Source organism: Nocardia sp. NPDC060259 (genome assembly GCF_042728775.1).
In the GTDB taxonomy this organism is placed as follows: domain Bacteria; phylum Actinomycetota; class Actinomycetes; order Mycobacteriales; family Mycobacteriaceae; genus Nocardia.
Window position 1 is genome coordinate 22005 of record NZ_JBHXAY010000068.1, and the last position, 17751, is coordinate 39755.

At 70.1% G+C, this 17751-nt stretch carries 18 protein-coding genes; 6 read left to right on the forward strand and 12 right to left on the reverse strand.

Annotation, left to right across the window (positions count from 1 at the left end):
* Positions 1-61: 61 nt before the first annotated feature.
* From rbfA to rimP, 6 genes are all read right to left on the reverse strand, one after another.
* Positions 62-511 (reverse strand): 30S ribosome-binding factor RbfA, encoded by a 450-nt coding sequence (gene rbfA, locus ACFWF2_RS22685; protein ID WP_189024213.1) that lies wholly within the window; start codon positions 509-511, stop codon positions 62-64.
* 95 nt (positions 512-606) lie between these two features.
* Positions 607-900: a DUF503 domain-containing protein gene (locus ACFWF2_RS22690; protein ID WP_379309451.1), complete on the reverse strand. Its 294-nt coding sequence runs from the start codon at positions 898-900 to the stop codon at positions 607-609.
* Positions 901-989: 89 nt separating this feature from the next.
* Positions 990-3983 carry a translation initiation factor IF-2 gene (gene infB / locus ACFWF2_RS22695; RefSeq protein WP_379309435.1) on the reverse strand — a complete coding sequence of 998 codons (2994 nt, stop codon included), beginning with the start codon at positions 3981-3983 and terminating at the stop codon, positions 990-992.
* A gap of 108 nt (positions 3984-4091) precedes the next feature.
* The gene (locus ACFWF2_RS22700) at positions 4092-4421 is read right to left on the reverse strand and encodes a YlxR family protein (protein WP_379309436.1); all 330 of its coding nucleotides are present in this window, start codon (positions 4419-4421) and stop codon (positions 4092-4094) included.
* Between the two features lie 68 nt (positions 4422-4489).
* Positions 4490-5518: a transcription termination factor NusA gene (gene nusA, locus ACFWF2_RS22705; RefSeq protein WP_379309437.1), complete on the reverse strand. Its 1029-nt coding sequence runs from the start codon at positions 5516-5518 to the stop codon at positions 4490-4492.
* Positions 5515-6144 carry a ribosome maturation factor RimP gene (gene rimP / locus ACFWF2_RS22710; RefSeq protein WP_379309438.1) on the reverse strand — a complete coding sequence of 210 codons (630 nt, stop codon included), beginning with the start codon at positions 6142-6144 and terminating at the stop codon, positions 5515-5517. Before rimP ends, nusA begins: the two co-directional genes overlap by 4 nt.
* Before the next feature lie 162 nt (positions 6145-6306).
* Between rimP and ACFWF2_RS22715 the strand changes: the two genes are divergently transcribed.
* Together ACFWF2_RS22715 and ACFWF2_RS22720 are read left to right on the forward strand one after the other, a co-directional pair.
* Complete coding sequence (locus ACFWF2_RS22715; RefSeq protein WP_379309439.1) at positions 6307-7011, forward strand: hypothetical protein; 705 nt, start codon at positions 6307-6309, stop codon at positions 7009-7011.
* Entirely contained in the window at positions 7008-7445 is a 438-nt protein-coding gene (locus ACFWF2_RS22720) for a ferritin-like domain-containing protein (protein WP_379309440.1), read from the forward strand. The genes ACFWF2_RS22715 and ACFWF2_RS22720 overlap by 4 nt, the downstream gene beginning before the upstream one ends.
* Before the next feature lie 36 nt (positions 7446-7481).
* Here the strand turns inward: ACFWF2_RS22720 and ACFWF2_RS22725 are convergent, their stop codons facing one another.
* Positions 7482-9233: an acyl-CoA dehydrogenase family protein gene (locus tag ACFWF2_RS22725; RefSeq protein ID WP_379309441.1), complete on the reverse strand. Its 1752-nt coding sequence runs from the start codon at positions 9231-9233 to the stop codon at positions 7482-7484.
* 178 nt (positions 9234-9411) lie between these two features.
* Complete coding sequence (locus ACFWF2_RS22730; protein WP_379309442.1) at positions 9412-11160, reverse strand: proline--tRNA ligase; 1749 nt, start codon at positions 11158-11160, stop codon at positions 9412-9414.
* 104 nt (positions 11161-11264) lie between these two features.
* Between ACFWF2_RS22730 and yaaA the strand changes: the two genes are divergently transcribed.
* On the forward strand, positions 11265-12011 hold the full coding sequence (yaaA, locus tag ACFWF2_RS22735) for a peroxide stress protein YaaA (RefSeq protein WP_379309443.1): 747 nt from the start codon (positions 11265-11267) through the stop codon (positions 12009-12011).
* Here yaaA and ACFWF2_RS22740 read toward each other — a convergent pair.
* The 4 genes from ACFWF2_RS22740 to ACFWF2_RS22755 all read right to left on the reverse strand — a co-directional run bounded on the left by ACFWF2_RS22740 (position 12001) and on the right by ACFWF2_RS22755 (position 14424).
* On the reverse strand, positions 12001-12396 hold the full coding sequence (locus ACFWF2_RS22740) for a VOC family protein (protein WP_379309452.1): 396 nt from the start codon (positions 12394-12396) through the stop codon (positions 12001-12003). The genes yaaA and ACFWF2_RS22740 overlap by 11 nt on opposite strands.
* Positions 12396-12677: an ArsR/SmtB family transcription factor gene (locus tag ACFWF2_RS22745; protein WP_379309444.1), complete on the reverse strand. Its 282-nt coding sequence runs from the start codon at positions 12675-12677 to the stop codon at positions 12396-12398. The genes ACFWF2_RS22740 and ACFWF2_RS22745 overlap by 1 nt, the downstream gene beginning before the upstream one ends.
* Positions 12678-12767: 90 nt before the next feature.
* Positions 12768-13448 carry an NADPH-dependent F420 reductase gene (locus tag ACFWF2_RS22750; RefSeq protein WP_379309445.1) on the reverse strand — a complete coding sequence of 227 codons (681 nt, stop codon included), beginning with the start codon at positions 13446-13448 and terminating at the stop codon, positions 12768-12770.
* Between the two features lie 49 nt (positions 13449-13497).
* The gene (locus ACFWF2_RS22755) at positions 13498-14424 is read right to left on the reverse strand and encodes a LysR family transcriptional regulator (RefSeq protein WP_379309446.1); all 927 of its coding nucleotides are present in this window, start codon (positions 14422-14424) and stop codon (positions 13498-13500) included.
* Positions 14425-14519: 95 nt separating this feature from the next.
* Between ACFWF2_RS22755 and ACFWF2_RS22760 the strand changes: the two genes are divergently transcribed.
* From ACFWF2_RS22760 to ACFWF2_RS22770, 3 genes are all read left to right on the forward strand, one after another.
* Positions 14520-15212, forward strand: a complete 693-nt coding sequence (locus ACFWF2_RS22760; protein WP_379309447.1) for a type 1 glutamine amidotransferase domain-containing protein — start codon at positions 14520-14522, stop codon at positions 15210-15212.
* A 146-nt stretch (positions 15213-15358) separates the two neighbouring features.
* Positions 15359-16228 carry an SGNH/GDSL hydrolase family protein gene (locus ACFWF2_RS22765; protein ID WP_379309448.1) on the forward strand — a complete coding sequence of 290 codons (870 nt, stop codon included), beginning with the start codon at positions 15359-15361 and terminating at the stop codon, positions 16226-16228.
* Between the two features lie 207 nt (positions 16229-16435).
* Complete coding sequence (locus ACFWF2_RS22770) at positions 16436-17683, forward strand: hypothetical protein (protein WP_379309449.1); 1248 nt, start codon at positions 16436-16438, stop codon at positions 17681-17683.
* The last annotated feature ends 68 nt before the right edge of the window (positions 17684-17751 follow it).

Below are 17751 nucleotides of genomic sequence, written 5' to 3' on the forward strand. Positions count from 1 at the left end.
CCCGGGCGCCCTGCGTGCTCACGCAGGCTTCCGTCGCCGGGCGCTGACCGTTCATACCGGGTTACTCGTCGCCGTCGTCGTCGCGATCGGCCTTGTACGGGTCGGCCTCACCGGCGTGGGTGGCGTTGGCCGCGACCTTGGCGACCTCGTCGTCGATGGCGCGAGCCCGGGCAAGCAGCTCCTCCATCTCGCGGGCGGCGTCGGGCACCTTGTCCAGCGTGAACGACAGGATCGGGGTGAACTTCACCCCCGTACCCGCACCTACCTTGGACCGCAGGACGCCCTTGGCCGCGTCCAGACCGGCGGCCGCGGCCGCGTAGTCGGGTTCGGTGTCGAGCGTCTCGCCCATCACCGTGTAGAACACCGTTGCCTCGCGCAGATCGCCGGTCACCTTGGCATCGGTGACGGTGACGAACCGCAGCCGCGGATCCTTGATCTCGTACTCGATCGCGGTGGCCACGATCGCGGAAATCCGCTTGGCGAGTCGGCGTGCCCTGGCTTGATCCACCATGGGTCTGACTCCTCTCCTGGGCGGCACGGGTGCGGCCCTGCGTGGTCACGCAGGCTACCGCCTCCGGGCCTTGACACCCATGCCGCATCTCTACTTCAGTCTTCGGGTCCGAAGATCCGGCGGCGTACTGCCAGCAACTCTATCTCCGGACGCGCGGCAACGTGCCGCTCACACTTGTCGAGCACCTCGCTCAGGTGCCCGGTATCCGCACTGACCATGGCCACCCCGAGCAATGCCCGGCGGTGCAGGTCCTGATCTCCCGCCTCGGCGGCGTGTACGGCGAAGCGCTTCTGCAGCTCGGCGAGAATCGGGCGGATCACCGACCGCTTCTCCTTGAGCGAATGCACGTCACCGAGCAGTAGATCGAATTCGAGCGCACCGATGTACAGCGGTGCTCACCTCCTGGTAGATGGATTGCCCGCATGACCGCACGCCGCACCCGAAGACTCGGATGCGGCGTGCGGAACGGTGTGCGTTATCAGTCGCGCGGCTTTTCGCGCAGCTCGTACGCCTCGATGATGTCGCCGTCCTTGATGTCGTTGTAGGTCACGGTCATACCGCACTCGTAACCTTCGCGCACCTCGGTGGCGTCGTCCTTCTCCCGCTTGAGCGAGGAGATGGTCATCGTCTCCGCGATCACCCTGCCGTCGCGGATCAGGCGCGCCTTGGCGTTGCGCTTGACCGAACCCGACAGAACCATGCAGCCGGCGATGTTGCCGACCTTCGACGAACGGAAGATCGCGCGGATCTCCGCCCGGCCCAGCTCGACCTCTTCGTAGATCGGCTTGAGCATGCCCTTGAGGGCCTTCTCGATCTCGTCGATGGCCTGGTAGATCACCGAGTAGTACCGGATGTCGACGCCCTCGCGGTTGGCCAGCTCGGTGGCCTTGCCCTCCGCACGGACGTTGAAGCCGATGATGATCGCGTTCGAGGCCGACGCCAGGTTGACGTTGGTCTCGGTGACGCCACCGACACCGCGGTCGATGACGCGCAGACGCACCTCGTCGTCGATCTCGATGCCGAGCAGGGCCTCTTCGAGGGCCTCGACGGTACCGGAGTTGTCGCCCTTGAGGATCAGGTTGAGCTCCGAAGTCTCCTTCAGGGCGGCATCCAGATCTTCCAGGCTGATCCGCTTGCGGCTGCGCGCGGCCAGTGCGTTGCGCTTGCGCGCATTGCGGCGGTCGGCGATCTGGCGAGCGATCCGGTCCTCGTCGACCACGAGCAGGTTGTCGCCTGCGCCGGGCACCGAGGTGAAACCGACGACCTGGACGGGCCGCGACGGCAGGGCCGCCTCGACGTCGTCGCCGTGCTCGTCGACCATGCGGCGCACGCGACCGTAGGCGTCGCCCGCCACGATCGAGTCGCCGACGCGCAGCGTGCCGCGCTGGATGAGCACGGTGGCCACCGGGCCACGGCCGCGGTCGAGGTGCGCCTCGATGGCGACACCCTGGGCGTCCATGTCCGGGTTGGCCCGCAGGTCGAGCGAGGCGTCGGCGGTCAGCAGGACCGCTTCCAGCAGCGCGTCGATGTTGGTGCCCTGCTTGGCGGAGATGTCGACGAACATGGTGTCGCCACCGTATTCCTCGGTCACCAGGCCGTATTCGGTCAGCTGCTGCCGGATCTTGTCCGGGTTCGCGCCTTCCTTGTCGATCTTGTTGACCGCCACCACGATCGGCACGTCGGCCGCCTGGGCGTGGTTGATCGCCTCCACCGTCTGCGGCATGACGCCGTCGTCGGCCGCGACAACGAGGATCGCGATGTCGGTGGCCTTCGCACCACGGGCACGCATGGCGGTGAACGCCTCGTGACCCGGGGTGTCGATGAAGGTGATCAGGCGCTCGTCGCCGTTGAGATCGGTCAGCACCTGGTAGGCGCCGATGTGCTGGGTGATGCCACCGGCCTCGCCCTCACGGACGTTGGCCTTGCGGATCGTGTCCAGCAGTCGGGTCTTACCGTGGTCGACGTGACCCATGACGGTCACGACCGGCGGACGCTGCTCGAGGTCTTCCTCGCCGCCTGCGTCCTCGCCGTAGGTGAGGTCGAACGACTCCAGCAGCTCGCGGTCTTCGTCCTCGGGGCTGACGACGTGGACGACGTAGTTCATCTCGCTGCCGAGCAGCTCGAGGGTCTCGTCGTTCACCGACTGGGTCGCGGTGACCATCTCGCCGAGGTTGAACAGCGCCTGCACGAGAGCAGCCGGGTTCGCGTCGATCTTCTCGGCGAAGTCCGACAGCGACGCGCCACGGGCGAGACGGATGATCTCGCCGTTGCCGCGGGGCAGCCGCACGCCACCGACGGCGGGCGCCTGCATGTTCTCGTATTCGGCGCGCTTCGCCCGCTTCGACTTACGGCCACGACGCGGAGCGCCACCGGGACGACCGAACGCGCCCGCTGCGCCACCACGGCCACCGGGACCACCCGGACGACCACCGCCGCCACCGGGACGACCACGGAAACCACCGGCCGCGGGTGCACCGGCACCCTGACCTGCACCGGGGGCACCGCCACCGCCACCGCGGTAGCCGCCACCGCCGCCACCGGGACGACCCGCGCCGCCACCGGGAGCGCCGCCCGGACGACCCGGACGGCCACCGGCCGCCGGACCCGGACGCGCGGAACGCTGGGGCATGGCACCGGGGTTCGGACGCGGAGGCATCGAACCCGGGTTGGGGCGCGGACCACCGGGACGCGGGGCACCGCCCTGCGCGGCGGCCGGACGCGGGCCACCCTGACCCTGACCGGGGCGGGGACCGCCCTGACCCGGAGCAGGACGCGGACCACCCTGGCCGGGAGCCGGACGGGGACCGCCCTGACCCGGAGTCGGACGCGGGCCACCCTGCGGGGCGGGACGCGGCGCCGGACGCTCACGGTCCGGGGCGGAGCTGAACGGGTTGTTGCCGACGCGCGGGGTCTTCGGGCCCGGCTTCGGGCCGGGACCGGCCGGACGCGGGGCCTGGGCACCCGGCGTCGGCTGGCCCGGACGGGCCTGACCCGCGGCGGGCTGACCCGGACGCGGCGCGCCGGGGGCCGGACGCGGACCGGGCGCCGGCGCGGCACCGGCCGGCTTGGCGGCAGGCGCGGACTGCGCGGCCGCGGGGGTGGGGCGAGCGGCCGGAGCCGGCTTCACCTCAGCCGGAGCGGCCGGTTCGGCGGGCGCCGGGGCCGGGGCCGCGGGGGCGGCAGCGGCGGGGGCCGCCGGAGCCGGACGCGGACCGGGACGCGGACCGCCCGGGGTTGGCTTGGCAGCCGGACGGGCTGCCTGGGACGGACCGGGACGGGCCGCCGGCTTCGCGTCGGCCGCCGGGGCGGACTTCGACGCGAGCGATTCGCGGAGGCGACGTGCGACGGGTGCTTCCACCGTCGAGGACGCCGACTTCACGAACTCGCCTTGCTCCTTGAGCTTCGCGAGTAGTTCCTTGCTCGTGACACCGAGTTCTTTGGCCAACTCGTGCACGCGGGCCTTGCCTGCCACTGCTCTCCTCACTGAGAGGTCGAGCAGTGACGCCGCCTAGGGAAGGCGGGCCCGCACGACCTCGGGTTATCTCCGATGGACGTTCATCGTTGGTGCTTCACGGTGTGCTCATGAGTGCTCGTGCCTGTTCTCGAGGTACTGCTCCAGGGCTGAGATATCCAGATTTCCGGACACTCGTAGGGCTCTGCCGAATGCTCGGCGCCGCTCTGCGGATCGCAGACAAGCTGAAACGGGGTGCAGCCAGGCACCCCGTCCGGGAAGTCTGCGCCGCGGATCGGGAAGGATCGCAACAGCCGAGGCCCCGGCGGAACCGGTGTCCCGATGCTGCGCCACGATCCGCAACAGTTCGGCAGACGGCTCGCGTTGACGGCATCCGATACAGGTTCGAACGGATTGCGCGGGCCGGTCTTCTACCCACTCTACCGGTGACCCGGTCATAACGACGAACCCCTCCCCTTCCGAAGTTACGAACATGTCATCCGGGGGCCGGGATTCCCGCATTTTCGTCAACTACGGTGCGCCTCCGGCCGGACCGAGTCGCCCGGCTCCGGAGCCGCGTCGCTGCGGATATCGATGCGCCAGCCGGTCAGACGGGCGGCCAGGCGGGCATTCTGGCCCTCCTTGCCGATCGCCAGCGACAGCTGGAAGTCCGGCACGATCACCCGCGCCGCCCTGGCGTCGGGATCGACGACGGTGACCGAAACCACCTTCGACGGCGAGAGCGCGTTGCCGACGAAGGTCGCCGGGTCTTCGGCGTAATCGATGATATCGATCTTCTCGCCTGCCAGCTCGCTCATCACGTTGCGCACGCGCTGGCCCATCGGGCCGATGCAGGCACCCTTGGCGTTCACGCCAGGCACGGTGGACCGCACGGCGATCTTGGAACGATGACCCGACTCGCGGGCCACCGCGACGATCTCCACCGAGCCGTCGGCGATCTCGGGCACCTCGAGCGAGAACAGCCTGCGCACCAGGTTCGGGTGCGTGCGCGAGAGCTGGATCTGCGGGCCACGCGGACCACGGGAGACGCCGTAGACGTAGCACTTGATCCGGTCGCCATGCTCGTAGGTCTCCCCCGGCACCTGCTCGGCGGGCGGGATCAGACCCTCGGCGCCGGTGGCCTCGCTGCCGATGCGGACGACCACGATGCCGCGGGCGTTGGCCCTGGCGTCGCGCTGGACAACGCCGCCGACGATGTCGCCCTCATGGGTCGAGAACTCGCCGAAGGACTTCTCGTTCTCGGCGTCACGCAGCCGCTGCAGCACCACCTGACGGGCGGTCGTCGCCGCGATGCGGCCGAAACCCTCCGGGGTGTCGTCCCATTCGGAGACGAGGTTGCCGTCGGCGTCGAGTTCGCGCGCCATCACCCGGACCACACCGGTCTTCTGGTTGATGTCGATGTAGGCGTTGGGCTGGTGCCCCTCGGTGTGCCGGTAGGCGGTGAGCAGCGCCGACTCGATCGCCGAGATCACGGTCTCGATGGGGATGCCCTTGTCGGCGACGATCGCCCGCAAGGCTTCGATTTCGATGTTCATTCTGCAACCCCTTCGGTGGGAGAGTCACTGTGCTGGCCTGCGGCGGCGAGGTCGGCGGGCTCTTCGCCCGGTACCGGACGGCCAGCGGCGATGCCGCCGGCCAGTTCGAGTTCGGCGGCGCCCGGCGCGTTGAACTCGACCTGGACCACCGCGGAGGCGATGTCGGCGAGTGGCACGTGCACCCGGTGCGGCTTGTTCTTGCCGCCGAGGACGAGCGCGATGGTGCCGTCGTCGGCGAGCACGCCGACCCGCGCGTCGAAGCGGGCCTTGCCCTCGAGCGGTTCGGCGCCCTCGCGCAGCGCGAGCTTCACCTTGCGGCCCTGGGCGCGTCGCCAGTGCCGCTCGGCGGTCAGCGGCCGGTCGACGCCGGGGGTGGTCACTTCGAGCAGGTAGGCGGATTCGCCGAAGTCGCCCGCGTCGTCGAGCAGCTCGGACATCTCCCGGCTGAGCTCGGCGATGGCGTCCAGATCGGCCGGGCCGTCGCTGTCGACGGTGACCTTCAACCGAACCGGCGCCAATTCGTCTTTGCCCGCAGACGCGATCGCGACGCCCTCGAGGTCGAATCCCCGGCGTGCGACGAGCTCAGCGACGAGCTGGCTCACCCTTTCCTCGGTGGGCATCGGCATATGGGCGGCTCCTGGTTCAGTTGTGACGCGATCGGAAATTTCTACGCCGAAGGTCTAGCGTAACGCGCCCCGAGAGTGTAAAGGACCAGCCACTGGGCGTTGCGCACCGGTCCGCCCCGGCGTGCCTCGTCGTGTCGGGCCACCGTCGGCGGATCTGGCACGATGGTGTTCGTGCCCTTCCGCCATACCGCCCCGCCGAGCGCCGGGCGACCTTCCGGCATGCGCTCCGACCGGCACGAATCCCGCCCGATGGCCGTCGAGTCGTCGCGCCTGGTCGCCACGCAAGCCGGATCGACGTTTCCCTCCGCTCTGCCCACGGCCGTCCCGATCGCGGCGCGGCGGGGATGGGGGCGTCGCACGATCCTGCGGCTGGCCGGTGCCGGCGCGGTCGGCCTTCCGGCACTGAGCGTGCTCACCGCGTGCGCCGAGGACGACACCGTGCACGCCCCGGATCCGCTTGCCGCGCAAGAGATTCTGGCGCGCGCCGACGCCGCCGCCGCCCAGGCTGCCATCGCGCTCGCGCCCCGGTTCCAGGCGGCACTGACCACCATCGCGACCGAGCGCGGCGCCCACGCCGACGCCCTGCGCACCGAAATCGACCGGGTGATCGGCGTCTACGGCGACGGCACCACCCCGGTGCACCGCACCGGCGAGATCACCGTGCCGGGCCCGGACGGGCAACCGGTGCCCGCGTCGGCCGTCCAGACCGCCACCCAGCCGCTGACGATCGCCCAGCTGCGCGATCAGCTGGTCCGCTCCCAGCAATCCGCCGCCGCCCTCGCGCGCACCGAATCCGGTTACCGCGCAGGGCTCCTGGCGTCGATCAGCGCGGCCTGCGCCACCGAGGCAGGAGTCTTGCTGACATGACCGATCAACGACAGGCACTGCAGGCCGCGCTCGACGCCGAGCACGCCGCCGTGTACTCCTACGGCGTCATCGCGGCCTACGCCAATGCCGACCGGGGCCGGGTGGTCGCCGAGTTCAGCGCCGCGCACCGAGCCCGCCGCGACGCCACCATCGAACTGCTGGAAGCCGGTGGCACCGCGCCTGACGCGCCGGACGCCGCCTACAACCCGCCGTTCCCGGTCGACGATCCGATCCCCGCGGCCAACCTGGCGGTCGCGGTCGAATCCGATTGCGCCGCAGCATGGTACGCCGTAGTGGAACAGGCATCCGACGAGTCGGTGCGGGCCACCGCGACCGAGGCGCTCACCGAGTCCGCGGTGCGCCGGGCCCGCTGGCAGGCGATCCTGGGCGCGAACCCGGTGACCACCACCTTCCCCGGCCGCGCCGCGGTGTAGTCCCGGGCGGCACACACCACCCGGGACCTGCCGCTGTCAGGGGCGCATGGCGTAGGCGCCGTCGTAGGATTCCACCTGCTCCCACACCCGGTCGAAGCGCTCGGCGTCGGCGACGGGGCTGCGCAGGGCGCCGACGGCCCACTCCCGCTGCGCCTCGGTGACCGAGGGCTTGCCGAGCAGGGCGGTGGCCTGGGTGTTGAAGTCGCGGATCTGGAAGTCGAAGATCTGGTCGAGCACGTCGCGATCGAGCCCGGTGAGCTCGGCCTGCTCGAGGATCAGTTGTCCGTAGACCACCGTGGAGAACAGGTGGCCGATGGTCAGCATGAAGTCCAGGTCCTTCTGCTGATCGGCGTCGGGCGCCGCGGTGAGCAGCAGGGTGCGCAGCGCCGTGGCCTGCTCGTAGAACCGGCCGACGTTGGGCACGTCGGCGGCCTGCGCGTAGGGCGGGGTCCAGTCGGCGAACTGCACCTTGCCCGCACCGCGCGCCGGGCCCTGCTTCCAGAAGAACTCCTGATCGCCCGGCGCCAGGTCGGTGCCGATCGCCGGGTACTCCTTCGGGTTGAGCAGGTAGTTCGGCATGAACTTCAGGATCTGGCCCACGTTGACGTGCACCGTGCCCTCGAGCCGGGGCAGGTGGTTGATGTAGCGCGAGGCCTCGGCGAAGTAGGTGGCCTTCTCGAAACCCTTGGCGGCCAGCACGTCCAGCAGCAGAGTCATCGCGACCTCGCCCTCGGAGGTCACCTTGGACTTGGTCATCGGGTTGAACAGCAGGTAGCGGCGGTCCTCGAGCGAGGCACTGCGGAAGTAGTCCACCGCGCGGTCGCTGAACAGCTTCATCGCGATCAGGCGCGCGTAGGCGTCGACGAAATTGCCGCGCACGTGCGGGAAGTCGGTGACCGGGTTGCCGTAGAGGATGCGGTTGTTGGCGTGGGTGATGGCCTCGAAGAACGAGTGCTCGACCATACCGATGCTGCCGTGGCAGAGGTTGAACTTGCCGACGTTGACGGTGTTCAGCGCGGCCGAGAAGCCCTCGGGCCCTTCGTGCAGCACGTCGGCGGCGGTCACCGGGTAGTTCTCCAGCCGGAAGTGGCTGACATACATCTGACCGTGGATGACGCTCTCGATCAGGTGGTAGTTGTCGTGGCGGCTGTCGGCGGCGAACCAGATGTAGCCCTCGGCGCCCTCGACATCGGCGCGGCGGGAGAACACCGACACCATCGAGGCGACGTTGCCGTTGCCGATGTAGTACTTCTCGCCGTTGGCGCGGAACAGGATGCCCGCCTCGGCGTCGGCGCTGCCCGGCTCGCTCGGGGTGAGGATCAGGTCGGTGTTGTAGATGTCGGCGCCGTGGTCGCGCTCGGACAGCGCGAACGCCATGACCTGGCCCTCGTCGAGGTCGGCGGCGGCCTTGCGCTTGGCGATCTCGTTGTCGCTCTGCCAGATCGGGCCGAGACCCAGGATGGTGACCTGCTCGGCGTACCAGTACGCCAGGCCGTAGAAGCCGAAGATCTCGGCCAGCGCCGCGTTGCGGGCGGCGTCCCAGCGCTTGTTCGGGTCACCGTCGGCGTAGGCGGCCGGGGTCAGGAAGGTCGCGAACAGCTTCTCCTTCGCGACGAAGTCGAGGAACTCCTTGGTCCACACCGCGTCGCGGTCGTCGGCCAGCAGCTGCGCCTTGCCCCTGGACTCGAACCACTCGATGGTGGCTCGCAGCAGCCGCCGCGTCTCGGCATCGAAGTGCTGCGGGTCGTAGGTGGCGGGGTTGAACAGCAGGCTCGGCGAACTCGTCATGGAGCTAACTTAGCAGCGCCGCTGAGCCGCCACGCCGGGCCTCGAGGCTATGACCTGCAGGTTTCCCCTACGTAGGCGTAAGTTCCCAGGGAAGCAGCAGCGGCGCCCGGCAACCCGGAAAACGACAATCGCGCCGCCCCGCATCGCGTGCGGGACGGCGCGATGCGCCGATCAGAACTCAGCCGCGGATCTTCGCGGTGACCGCGGTGACGGCGTCGGAGGCCGGGATCTCCTCGGCCTCACCCGTGAGGCGGTTGCGCAGTTCGACCTTGCCGTCGGCCCAGCCGCGGCCGATCACGAGAATCCACGGCATACCGAGGAGCTCTGCGTCCTTGAACTTCACGCCGGGCGAGGCGGTGCGGTCGTCGAAGAGGACCTCGAGGCCCTGGGCGTTCAAACCGGCCACGACCTGCTCGGCGCCCTCGCGGGCGGCGGCGTCCTTGTTGGCGATGACCACGTGCACGTCGAACGGGGCGATCTCGGCGGGCCAGCGCAGACCCTTGTCGTCGTGCTGCTGCTCGGCGATCACCGCGACCATGCGGGAGACGCCGATGCCGTAGGAGCCCATGGTGAGGCGGACCGGCTTGCCGTTCTCGCCGAGCACGTCGACATCGAAGGCGTCGGTGTACTTGCGGCCGAGCTGGAAGATGTGGCCGATCTCGATGCCACGGGCCGCCACCAGCGGGCCCGCGCCGTCGGGCGAGGGGTCGCCGTCGCGGACCTCGGCGGCCTCGATGGTGCCGTCGGGGGTGAAGTCACGACCGGCGACCAGGCCGACGACGTGCTTGCCCTGCGCGTCGGCGCCGGTGATCCAGGCGGTGCCCTCGACGACACGGGGGTCGACGAGGTAGCGAACACCGTTGGCCTGCAGCGCCTTCGGGCCGATGTAGCCCTTCACCAGGAAGGGGTTGGCGGCGAAATCGGCCTCGGTGAGCAGTTCCACCTCGGCGGGCTCGACGGAGGCTTCCAGGCGCTTGCCGTCGACCTCGCGGTCGCCGGGGAGGCCGATGCCGAGGATCTCGGTCTTGCCGTCCGGATGGCGCAGCTTGACCATCACGTTCTTCAGCGTGTCGGCCGCGGTGACGGTGCGGTCGAGCACCTTCGCCTCGTTGGCCCACTCGACCAGCGTCGCGATGGTGGGGGTGTTCGGGGTGTCGTACTCGACCGCGGCGGGCTGACCCTCGATGGGCAGCGGCGCGGGCGCAGGCGTGACCACGGCTTCCACATTGGCCGCGTACCCGGACTCCACGCAGCGCACGTAGGTGTCCTCACCGATGGGGCTCTCGGCGAGGAATTCCTCGGAGGCGCTGCCGCCCATGGCGCCGGAGGTGGCGGCCACGATCACGTACTTGACGCCGAGGCGTTCGAAGATGCGCTGGTAGGCCGCGCGGTGGGTGGCGTAGCTGGTGGCGAGGCCGTCGTCGTCGAGGTCGAAGGAGTAGGAGTCCTTCATGGTGAACTCGCGGCCGCGCAGGATGCCCGCGCGGGGACGTTCCTCGTCGCGGTACTTGGCCTGGATCTGGTACAGCGTGACCGGCAGATCCTTGTAGGAGTTGTATTCGCCCTTCACGGTGAGCGCGAACAGTTCCTCGTGGGTGGGGCCGAGCAGGTAGTCGCCGCCCTTACGGTCCTGCAGGCGGAACAGGGCATCGCCGTATTCGGTCCACCGGTTGGTGGTCTCGTAGGGCTCGCGCGGCAGCAGCGCGGGCAGGGAGATCTCCTGGGCGCCGGTGGCGTCCATTTCCTGGCGCACCACGTCCTCGATCCGGCGCAGCGTGCGCAGACCCAGCGGCAGCCACGAGTACACGCCGGGGGCGACGCGGCGGACGTAGCCGGCGCGAACCAGCAGTTTGTGGCTCGGCACCTCGGCGTCGGCGGGATCGTCTCGCAGGGTGCGCAGGAACAGGCGGGAGAGGCGGGTGATCACGGATGCACAGAGTAGTCCCTGGTCCGGGGCGCCGCGCAAGCCGATAACGGTTGCGGGGCCACCAGCGACCGCGCCGGCCGACGACGCCGGTACCGTAGGCGATCGTGCTGGTGCTGCTGCCTCCCTCCGAAACCAAGTCCGACGGCGGAACGGGCGCGCCCCTCGACCTGGCCGATCTGGCGATGCCGCAGCTCACCGCGGTGCGCGACAAGCTGGTCACCGAGGTGGTGCAGCTCGCCGCCGACCCGGCCGCCGCGACCGCCGCGCTCGGCCTCGGCAAGGGCGCCGACGCCGAGATCGCCCGCAACGCGAGCCTGCGCACCTCGCCGACCCGGCCCGCGCTGGAGCGCTACACCGGCGTCCTCTACGACGCGCTGGACGCGAAGTCGTTCACCAAGGCGCAGCGGGCGAAGGCGTACGCGCGCCTCGGCATCGGCTCGGCCCTGTTCGGCGCCGTCCGCGCGAGCGACCCGATCCCGGCCTACCGCCTCTCCGGCGGCACGAAACTCCCCGGCCTGCCGACACTGTCGGCGCTGTGGCGCGACGTGTTGCCCGACGCCCTCTACGCGGAGGCCGCCGGCGAGCTCGTCATCGACCTGCGCTCGGGCACCTACCAGCAGCTGGGCCGGGTCCCCGACGCGATCACCGCCAACGTCCTCACCGAGCACCCCGACGGGTCACGCACGGTGGTCAGCCACTTCAACAAGCATCACAAGGGCCTGCTGGCCCGCGCTCTTATCCTCACCAGGGCCGAGCCGACCGATCTCCGCGCGGTGGCGCGGGTGGCGACCAAGGCCGGACTGCGCACCGAGATCGCCTCTCCCACCGAACTTCTCATCATCACGCGGTAGCGGGTGCGCCCATCAGCTGGATGAGGTTGCCGCAGGTGTCGTCGAAGACGGCGGTGGTGACCTCGCCCATCGGCTGGGGCGGCTGGGTGAACAGGACGCCGCGGTCGAGCAGGCGGCGGTATTCGGCGTCGAGATCGTCGACGGTGAAGATCATGCACGGGATGCCGTCGGCGGTGAGGGCGGTCTTGTAGTTCTGGGCGATCGGGTTCTGATCGGGTTCGAGCAGCAGTTGCGTGCCGTCGATGTCGGCGGGCGAGACCAACGTCAGCCAGTAGTACTCGCCGATCGGCACCCGGTCCTTGACCTGGAAGCCGAGCATGTCGGTGTAGAACTTCTCGGCCTTGTCCTGGTCGTCGACGAAGATGCTGGTCACACCGATGCGGATCATGTGTCCTCCTGGGGGATCGGCCATCGCTCCGACACCGCGCGCAACGGCGTGAAATCGGCGTGATGGAACTTGTAGCGGCCTGCACGACGGGTGGTCACGAGTCCGGCGGCTTCGAGCATTCCCAGATGCTGGGTGATCGCCTGCCGCGAGGAACTGATCCCGTGTTTGGTGGCGAGCTTGGCGCACAGTTCGAACAGGGTCTGTCCGTCCCGGTCCGCCAGTTCGTCGAGGAGCGCGCGCCGCGTCGAATCCGCGAGTGCCAGGAAAATATCGGTCACGGCGCGCGCTCCTCCCGTCGTCTCCCCTCGAACAATAGGCAAGCGCTAGCTTGCATGTCAAGCATCTACGCAGGTAGACGATCCCCGGGGTCAGACTTCGGCGGCGGCCAACGCGGCCCGCACCGTCGCGGCGTCTCCGGTGGTGGCGGCCGACGGCGGCCACGAATCCCAGGCGACGGCGTACGGATGGACATAGACCGGGGTGTCGCGCTGGGAGCGACGGCTCTCGGCGAGAGTGCCACCGTCGACGACGTCGTAGCCGAGGGCATCGATCAGGTGCGCGGCGGCGATCTTCGCGGCCGGGTCGTCACCGAAGACGGGCAGCGCCGAGCGGTCGGCCGCGCCCGCGGGACGTGCCAGTTCGGCCAGATGCTCGAAGTAGATGTTGTTGAACGCCTTGACAACCTGGGACTCGGGCAGGTGCCGCTGCAGCAGTTCACTGGTGGTGACGGTGTCGGCGTCGAGTTCGGCGATGGCGCCGTCGCGCTCGGGGTAGTAGTTGTTGGTGTCGAGGACGACCTTGCCCGCCAGCGGTGCCACCGGCACCTGCTGATACGCCTTCAACGGCACGGTCACCACGACGAGATCACCGGCGGCCGCGGCCTCGGCCGGTGTCGCCGCCCTGGCCCGCGGGCCCAGCTCGGCGACGAGGTCGGCGAGTGTCTCCGGTCCGCGAGAGTTGCTGAGTACCACGTCGATTCCGGCGGCTACCGCCAGTCGCGCCACAGTCGATCCGATATTGCCGCTGCCGATCAATCCGAGTGTCGTCATGTGCTCGGTCAACCACCGATCCGGTGCGCGTGTTCCCGGAATACCGGGGTCACCACTCGCGGGCCGCTTCCGTCAGCCGCGCGCGGACCAGTTCGACGTGCGGGCGGGGTGGGGCGCCGACCCGGCGGGCCAGGAACCCGGTGTTGATCGGGGGGTCGGCGGGGTCGAGCAGCGTCACCAGGGTGGCGGCGGTGAGTTCCCCGGCGCACAGGTAGCGGGGCAGCACGCTGATCCCGGCGCCGGCGAGCACCGCGGCCAGCACCGCGCGCAGATCGGCGACGATCAGCGCCGGTTCGGTCTCCAGGCGGGTCCCGAACACGTGCCGCCAATACCGGCGCAGGATCGGCAGATCCGCGGCATAGCTGACGATCGGGATCCCGTCGAGCGCGGCGGGACCGTCGGCGCGCAGGCGGCCGGTGTCGATGCCGTGCGCCACCGAGGGTGCGGCGACGAGCAGGAATTCCTCGTCGAAGAGTGGTTCGGCGAGGACGGCCCGGCCGCGCGGACGGGCGGTCGCGACGACCAGATCCAGTGCCCCCGAACGCAATTCGGCCAGAAGGTCGTCGGTGAGCCCGCTGGTGACGGTGAGCCGCACACCGTCGGCGATCAGCGGCGCGAGCGCGGGCAGCGCCTGCGCGGCCAGCATCTCGGCCGGACCGCCGAGCAGCACCGGCGGTTCGGGCGGCGGCGGATGGTCGGTGCCCGCGCCGACGACGACCGACTCCAGTGCGTCGAGCGGGGCGCTCACCCGTGCCGCCAGCTCGTGGCCCGCGGCCGTCGGGGTCACCCCGCGGGGCAGGCGCTCGAACAACGGCCTGCCCAGGTGCCGTTCGAGCGCCTGGATCTGCGTGGTCACGGTCGGCTGGGACAGGCCGACCTGCGCGGCGCCCGCGGTGAGCGATCCGGTTCGATACACCGCGAGGAACGTCCGAAGCTGCACCAGATCCATCGAGCCATCGGCTGGCCTATGTCTCATATCGACCAGTCTATTGGTCAGGAAATGCCACTGTCCCTAGCGTGGGAACTACGACCGGTCGTCACGAAACCCGTTGAACTGGAGTAAGGAATCCGATGGCACACATCCTGTTCGTCCTCACCGGCGCCGACCACTGGACCCTCGCGGACGGCACCGAGCACCCCACCGGGTACTGGGCCGAGGAGTTCGCCGCGCCCTACGAGGCGTTCACCGGCGCGGGCCACCTCGTCACGGTGGCGACCCCGGGCGGCGTGGTCCCGACGGTCGACCAGGCGAGCCTGGCCGCCGACGCGAACGGCGGCGCCGACGGTGCGGCCGCCGTCGCCGATGTCCTGTCCGGCGCCACCGCCTTGCGGCAGCCGATCTCGCTGGCCGACGTCGACCTCGCCGACTACGACGCTGTCTTCTACCCCGGCGGCCACGGCCCGATGGAAGACCTCGCCGTCGACCCCGTCTCCGGCAAACTTCTCACCGACGCCCTCGCCTCCGGCAAACCGCTCGGCGTCGTCTGCCACGCCCCCGCAGCCCTGCTCGCCACCGCCGACGCCACCGGCGACTCCCCCTTCGCCGGGTACCGCGTCGCCGCGTTCAGCAACGCCGAGGAGACCCAGGCGGGTTTCGCCGACAAGGCGAAGTGGCTGCTGCAGGATCGCCTGCTCGCCCTTGGCGTCGACTACCGCGAGGGCGAGCCGTGGGCGCCGCACATCCAGGTCGACCGCAACCTCTACACCGGCCAGAACCCCGCGTCCTCGGCGAAACTGGCCGCGGAGATGCTCACTGCGCTCTGACGGATGGACCGGACGTCGACGGCCGCCGGGACCCGGTGCAGGTCAGCCTGGCCCCGGCGGGTGCGTCGACACAGCCGGCGGGTGCTTCCTTGTCCTGTCGGCGGCGAAGGTTGTGGCGCGGGACACATAGCCTTACTCTTCGCGATGTGGATCCCCGCCGTTCGATGAAGAACAGCCTGCGCGCGCTCGCCGCGGCATCGACGCTCGCGGCGTTGCCGCTCGTCCCGGCGCAGGCCGAGCCCCCGGTCGCGAACGGGACGGCCTATGTCGCACTCGGTGATTCCGGCGCCGCGACCACCGGTGCCGCGAATCTCGACCTCGGGGCGCCCCTGCGGTGCGTGCGCTCCACCCACAATGCTCCCCGGCTGGTCGCCGAGCGCCTCGGCCTCGCCCTGGACGACCGCACCTGCAGCTCCGCGAAGATCTCCGATCTCTACGCCTCCCAAACACCCGGTATCGGACCGCAATTCGACGCGCTGGGGCCCGCGACCGAGATCGTCACCGTGCACATCGGCGCCAACGACGCCGACATGACCGAGTACATCCTGAGCTGCCACGCGGCCGCGACATCCGGCGGCTGCGCGGCGGCGGCGGATCCGGAGTGGGACCGCAAGATCGACGCGATCGCCCCCGCCTACGCCACCGCACTCGCCGACATCGCCCGCCGCGCCCCCGACGCGCGAATCTTCGTCGACGGCTGGCCGACCTACCTCGGCGAGACGAGCTGCCCGGCCATGCTCGGTCTGCTCCCCGCCGACGCCGCCTACATCCAGTCCAAGTTCGCCCGCCTCAACACCGTCGTCGCCCGCGAGGCGGCCGCGCACGGCGCCGTGTACATCGACACGATCGCGGCCTCGCCCGCACTCGGCATGTGCGCCGACCCGGCCGTGCGCTGGTTCGACCCGCTCGTCGCCGACCAGACCCTGCTCCCCTACCACCCGACCCTGGCCGGCCAGCGCGGCGTCGCCGAACTCATCTCCGCCGCCGTCGAATCCAGCGGCGCGCTCCACCGCTGACCTACGCCTCCGACAGCCCACCTGACCACGACGAAGCCGTGATTCTTTGTCCCACAGTGCAATTCGCACCCGATGCGGGTAATGTTCGCCCGTTCTGCTGAGGCTCGCCCGGGAGAACGTGACAGCGATCCGGCCCCGTGGCATCGCGACGGCGCATCGTTGCCCCGTCCGGGTCAGGGGCCAACAGTGGAGTGGAGCAGGGCTCGAATGGGTTTTCTCAGTGGCGTTTTCGGAAAGCAGAGGAGCGATTCCGACGACTACGCGGCGTTCGGCGAGTGGGCGCTGGCGATCGTGCGGGCGCGCCCCGACATCGTCTCCGCCGAGTTCGATGCGGCGGAGTTCGCGATCACGTACGCCACCCCGGCGGGCGGCTGGGCACGGATAGGCCTGGCCACCCCGTACCGTTCCGTCAGCGCGGCACCGCGGGAACTCGCGGGTGATGTCCTGATGTTCCAGCTGAACCGCCTGATCGACAATCTCGGCGACGACTCGTCCGGTCTAGCCTGGGCGGCCGTCGCGCCACGTCTGCGACCGGTGATCCGGCAGGCAGGCGAACTGGCGGCGCGGGTGCAGGGCCTGTCGATCGCCGAGAACACCCTCTGGCGACCGCTGCTCCCCTGCCTGATGGAACGGGTGGTGATCGACAATCCGGCGTCGATGGAATCCGTGACGCCGCAACACCTGGCGACCTGGGGCGTCGACGCGGACACCGTGTTCGAGACCGCACGCGCCAACATGACCGAACTCGGCTCGGCGATCATCGATGTCTTCGATCCGGCGGAGGGCGTGCTGTACCTGGCCGACGAGGACGGTGAGATGTACGCGGGCGCGCTGCCGCTCGCGGCGGGCTGGATCGCCGGTCTCGGCGCGAAAGCCGGTGCGCTGCCGATCGTCTTCGTGCCGGGCAATGTCGGAGTGTTCGTCGGTTTCGCGACCTCACCGCAGCGGGTGCGTGAGCTGGTCGAGGTCGCGCGCGGGTTGTTCGACGACGCGGTGCGCCCGGTGTCGCCGGTGCCCTACACCCTCGACGAGCACGGCAGGCTCGTCCCGTTCACGGTGCCGAGGCACCATCCGGCGTGGCCCGCGATCCGGTCCGCCGAATCGACGCTGGCCGCCCAGGCGTACGCCATGCAGCACGACGGACTCCGCGCCGACCTCGAGGCGGAGCTCATCGAGGACCACGCCGCGACACTGCTACACACCCGCGGCCCCGACGGCATCGAAACCACCGTCGCGCCCTGGACCGACACCGTCCCGACCCTGCTACCGCACGCCCACAATGTCACGTTGACCAACGTCGACACCGGCGCCACCTTCGGCGTGCCGTGGCACGTGCTTGCCACCGAAGTCGACCTGGTGCCCGTGCCCGGCCTCTTCCCGATCCGCTACCGGGTGCGGTACCACCCCGGCCCGCAGGCGATGGCCAGGATGGCCGCCGCGCAGGGTCTGCACTGAGCAGCGCTATCCCGTGAGCTGCGCCAGCTCCACCGCCAGATTCGCGCGCGCCCGCTCCTCGTAGCGGG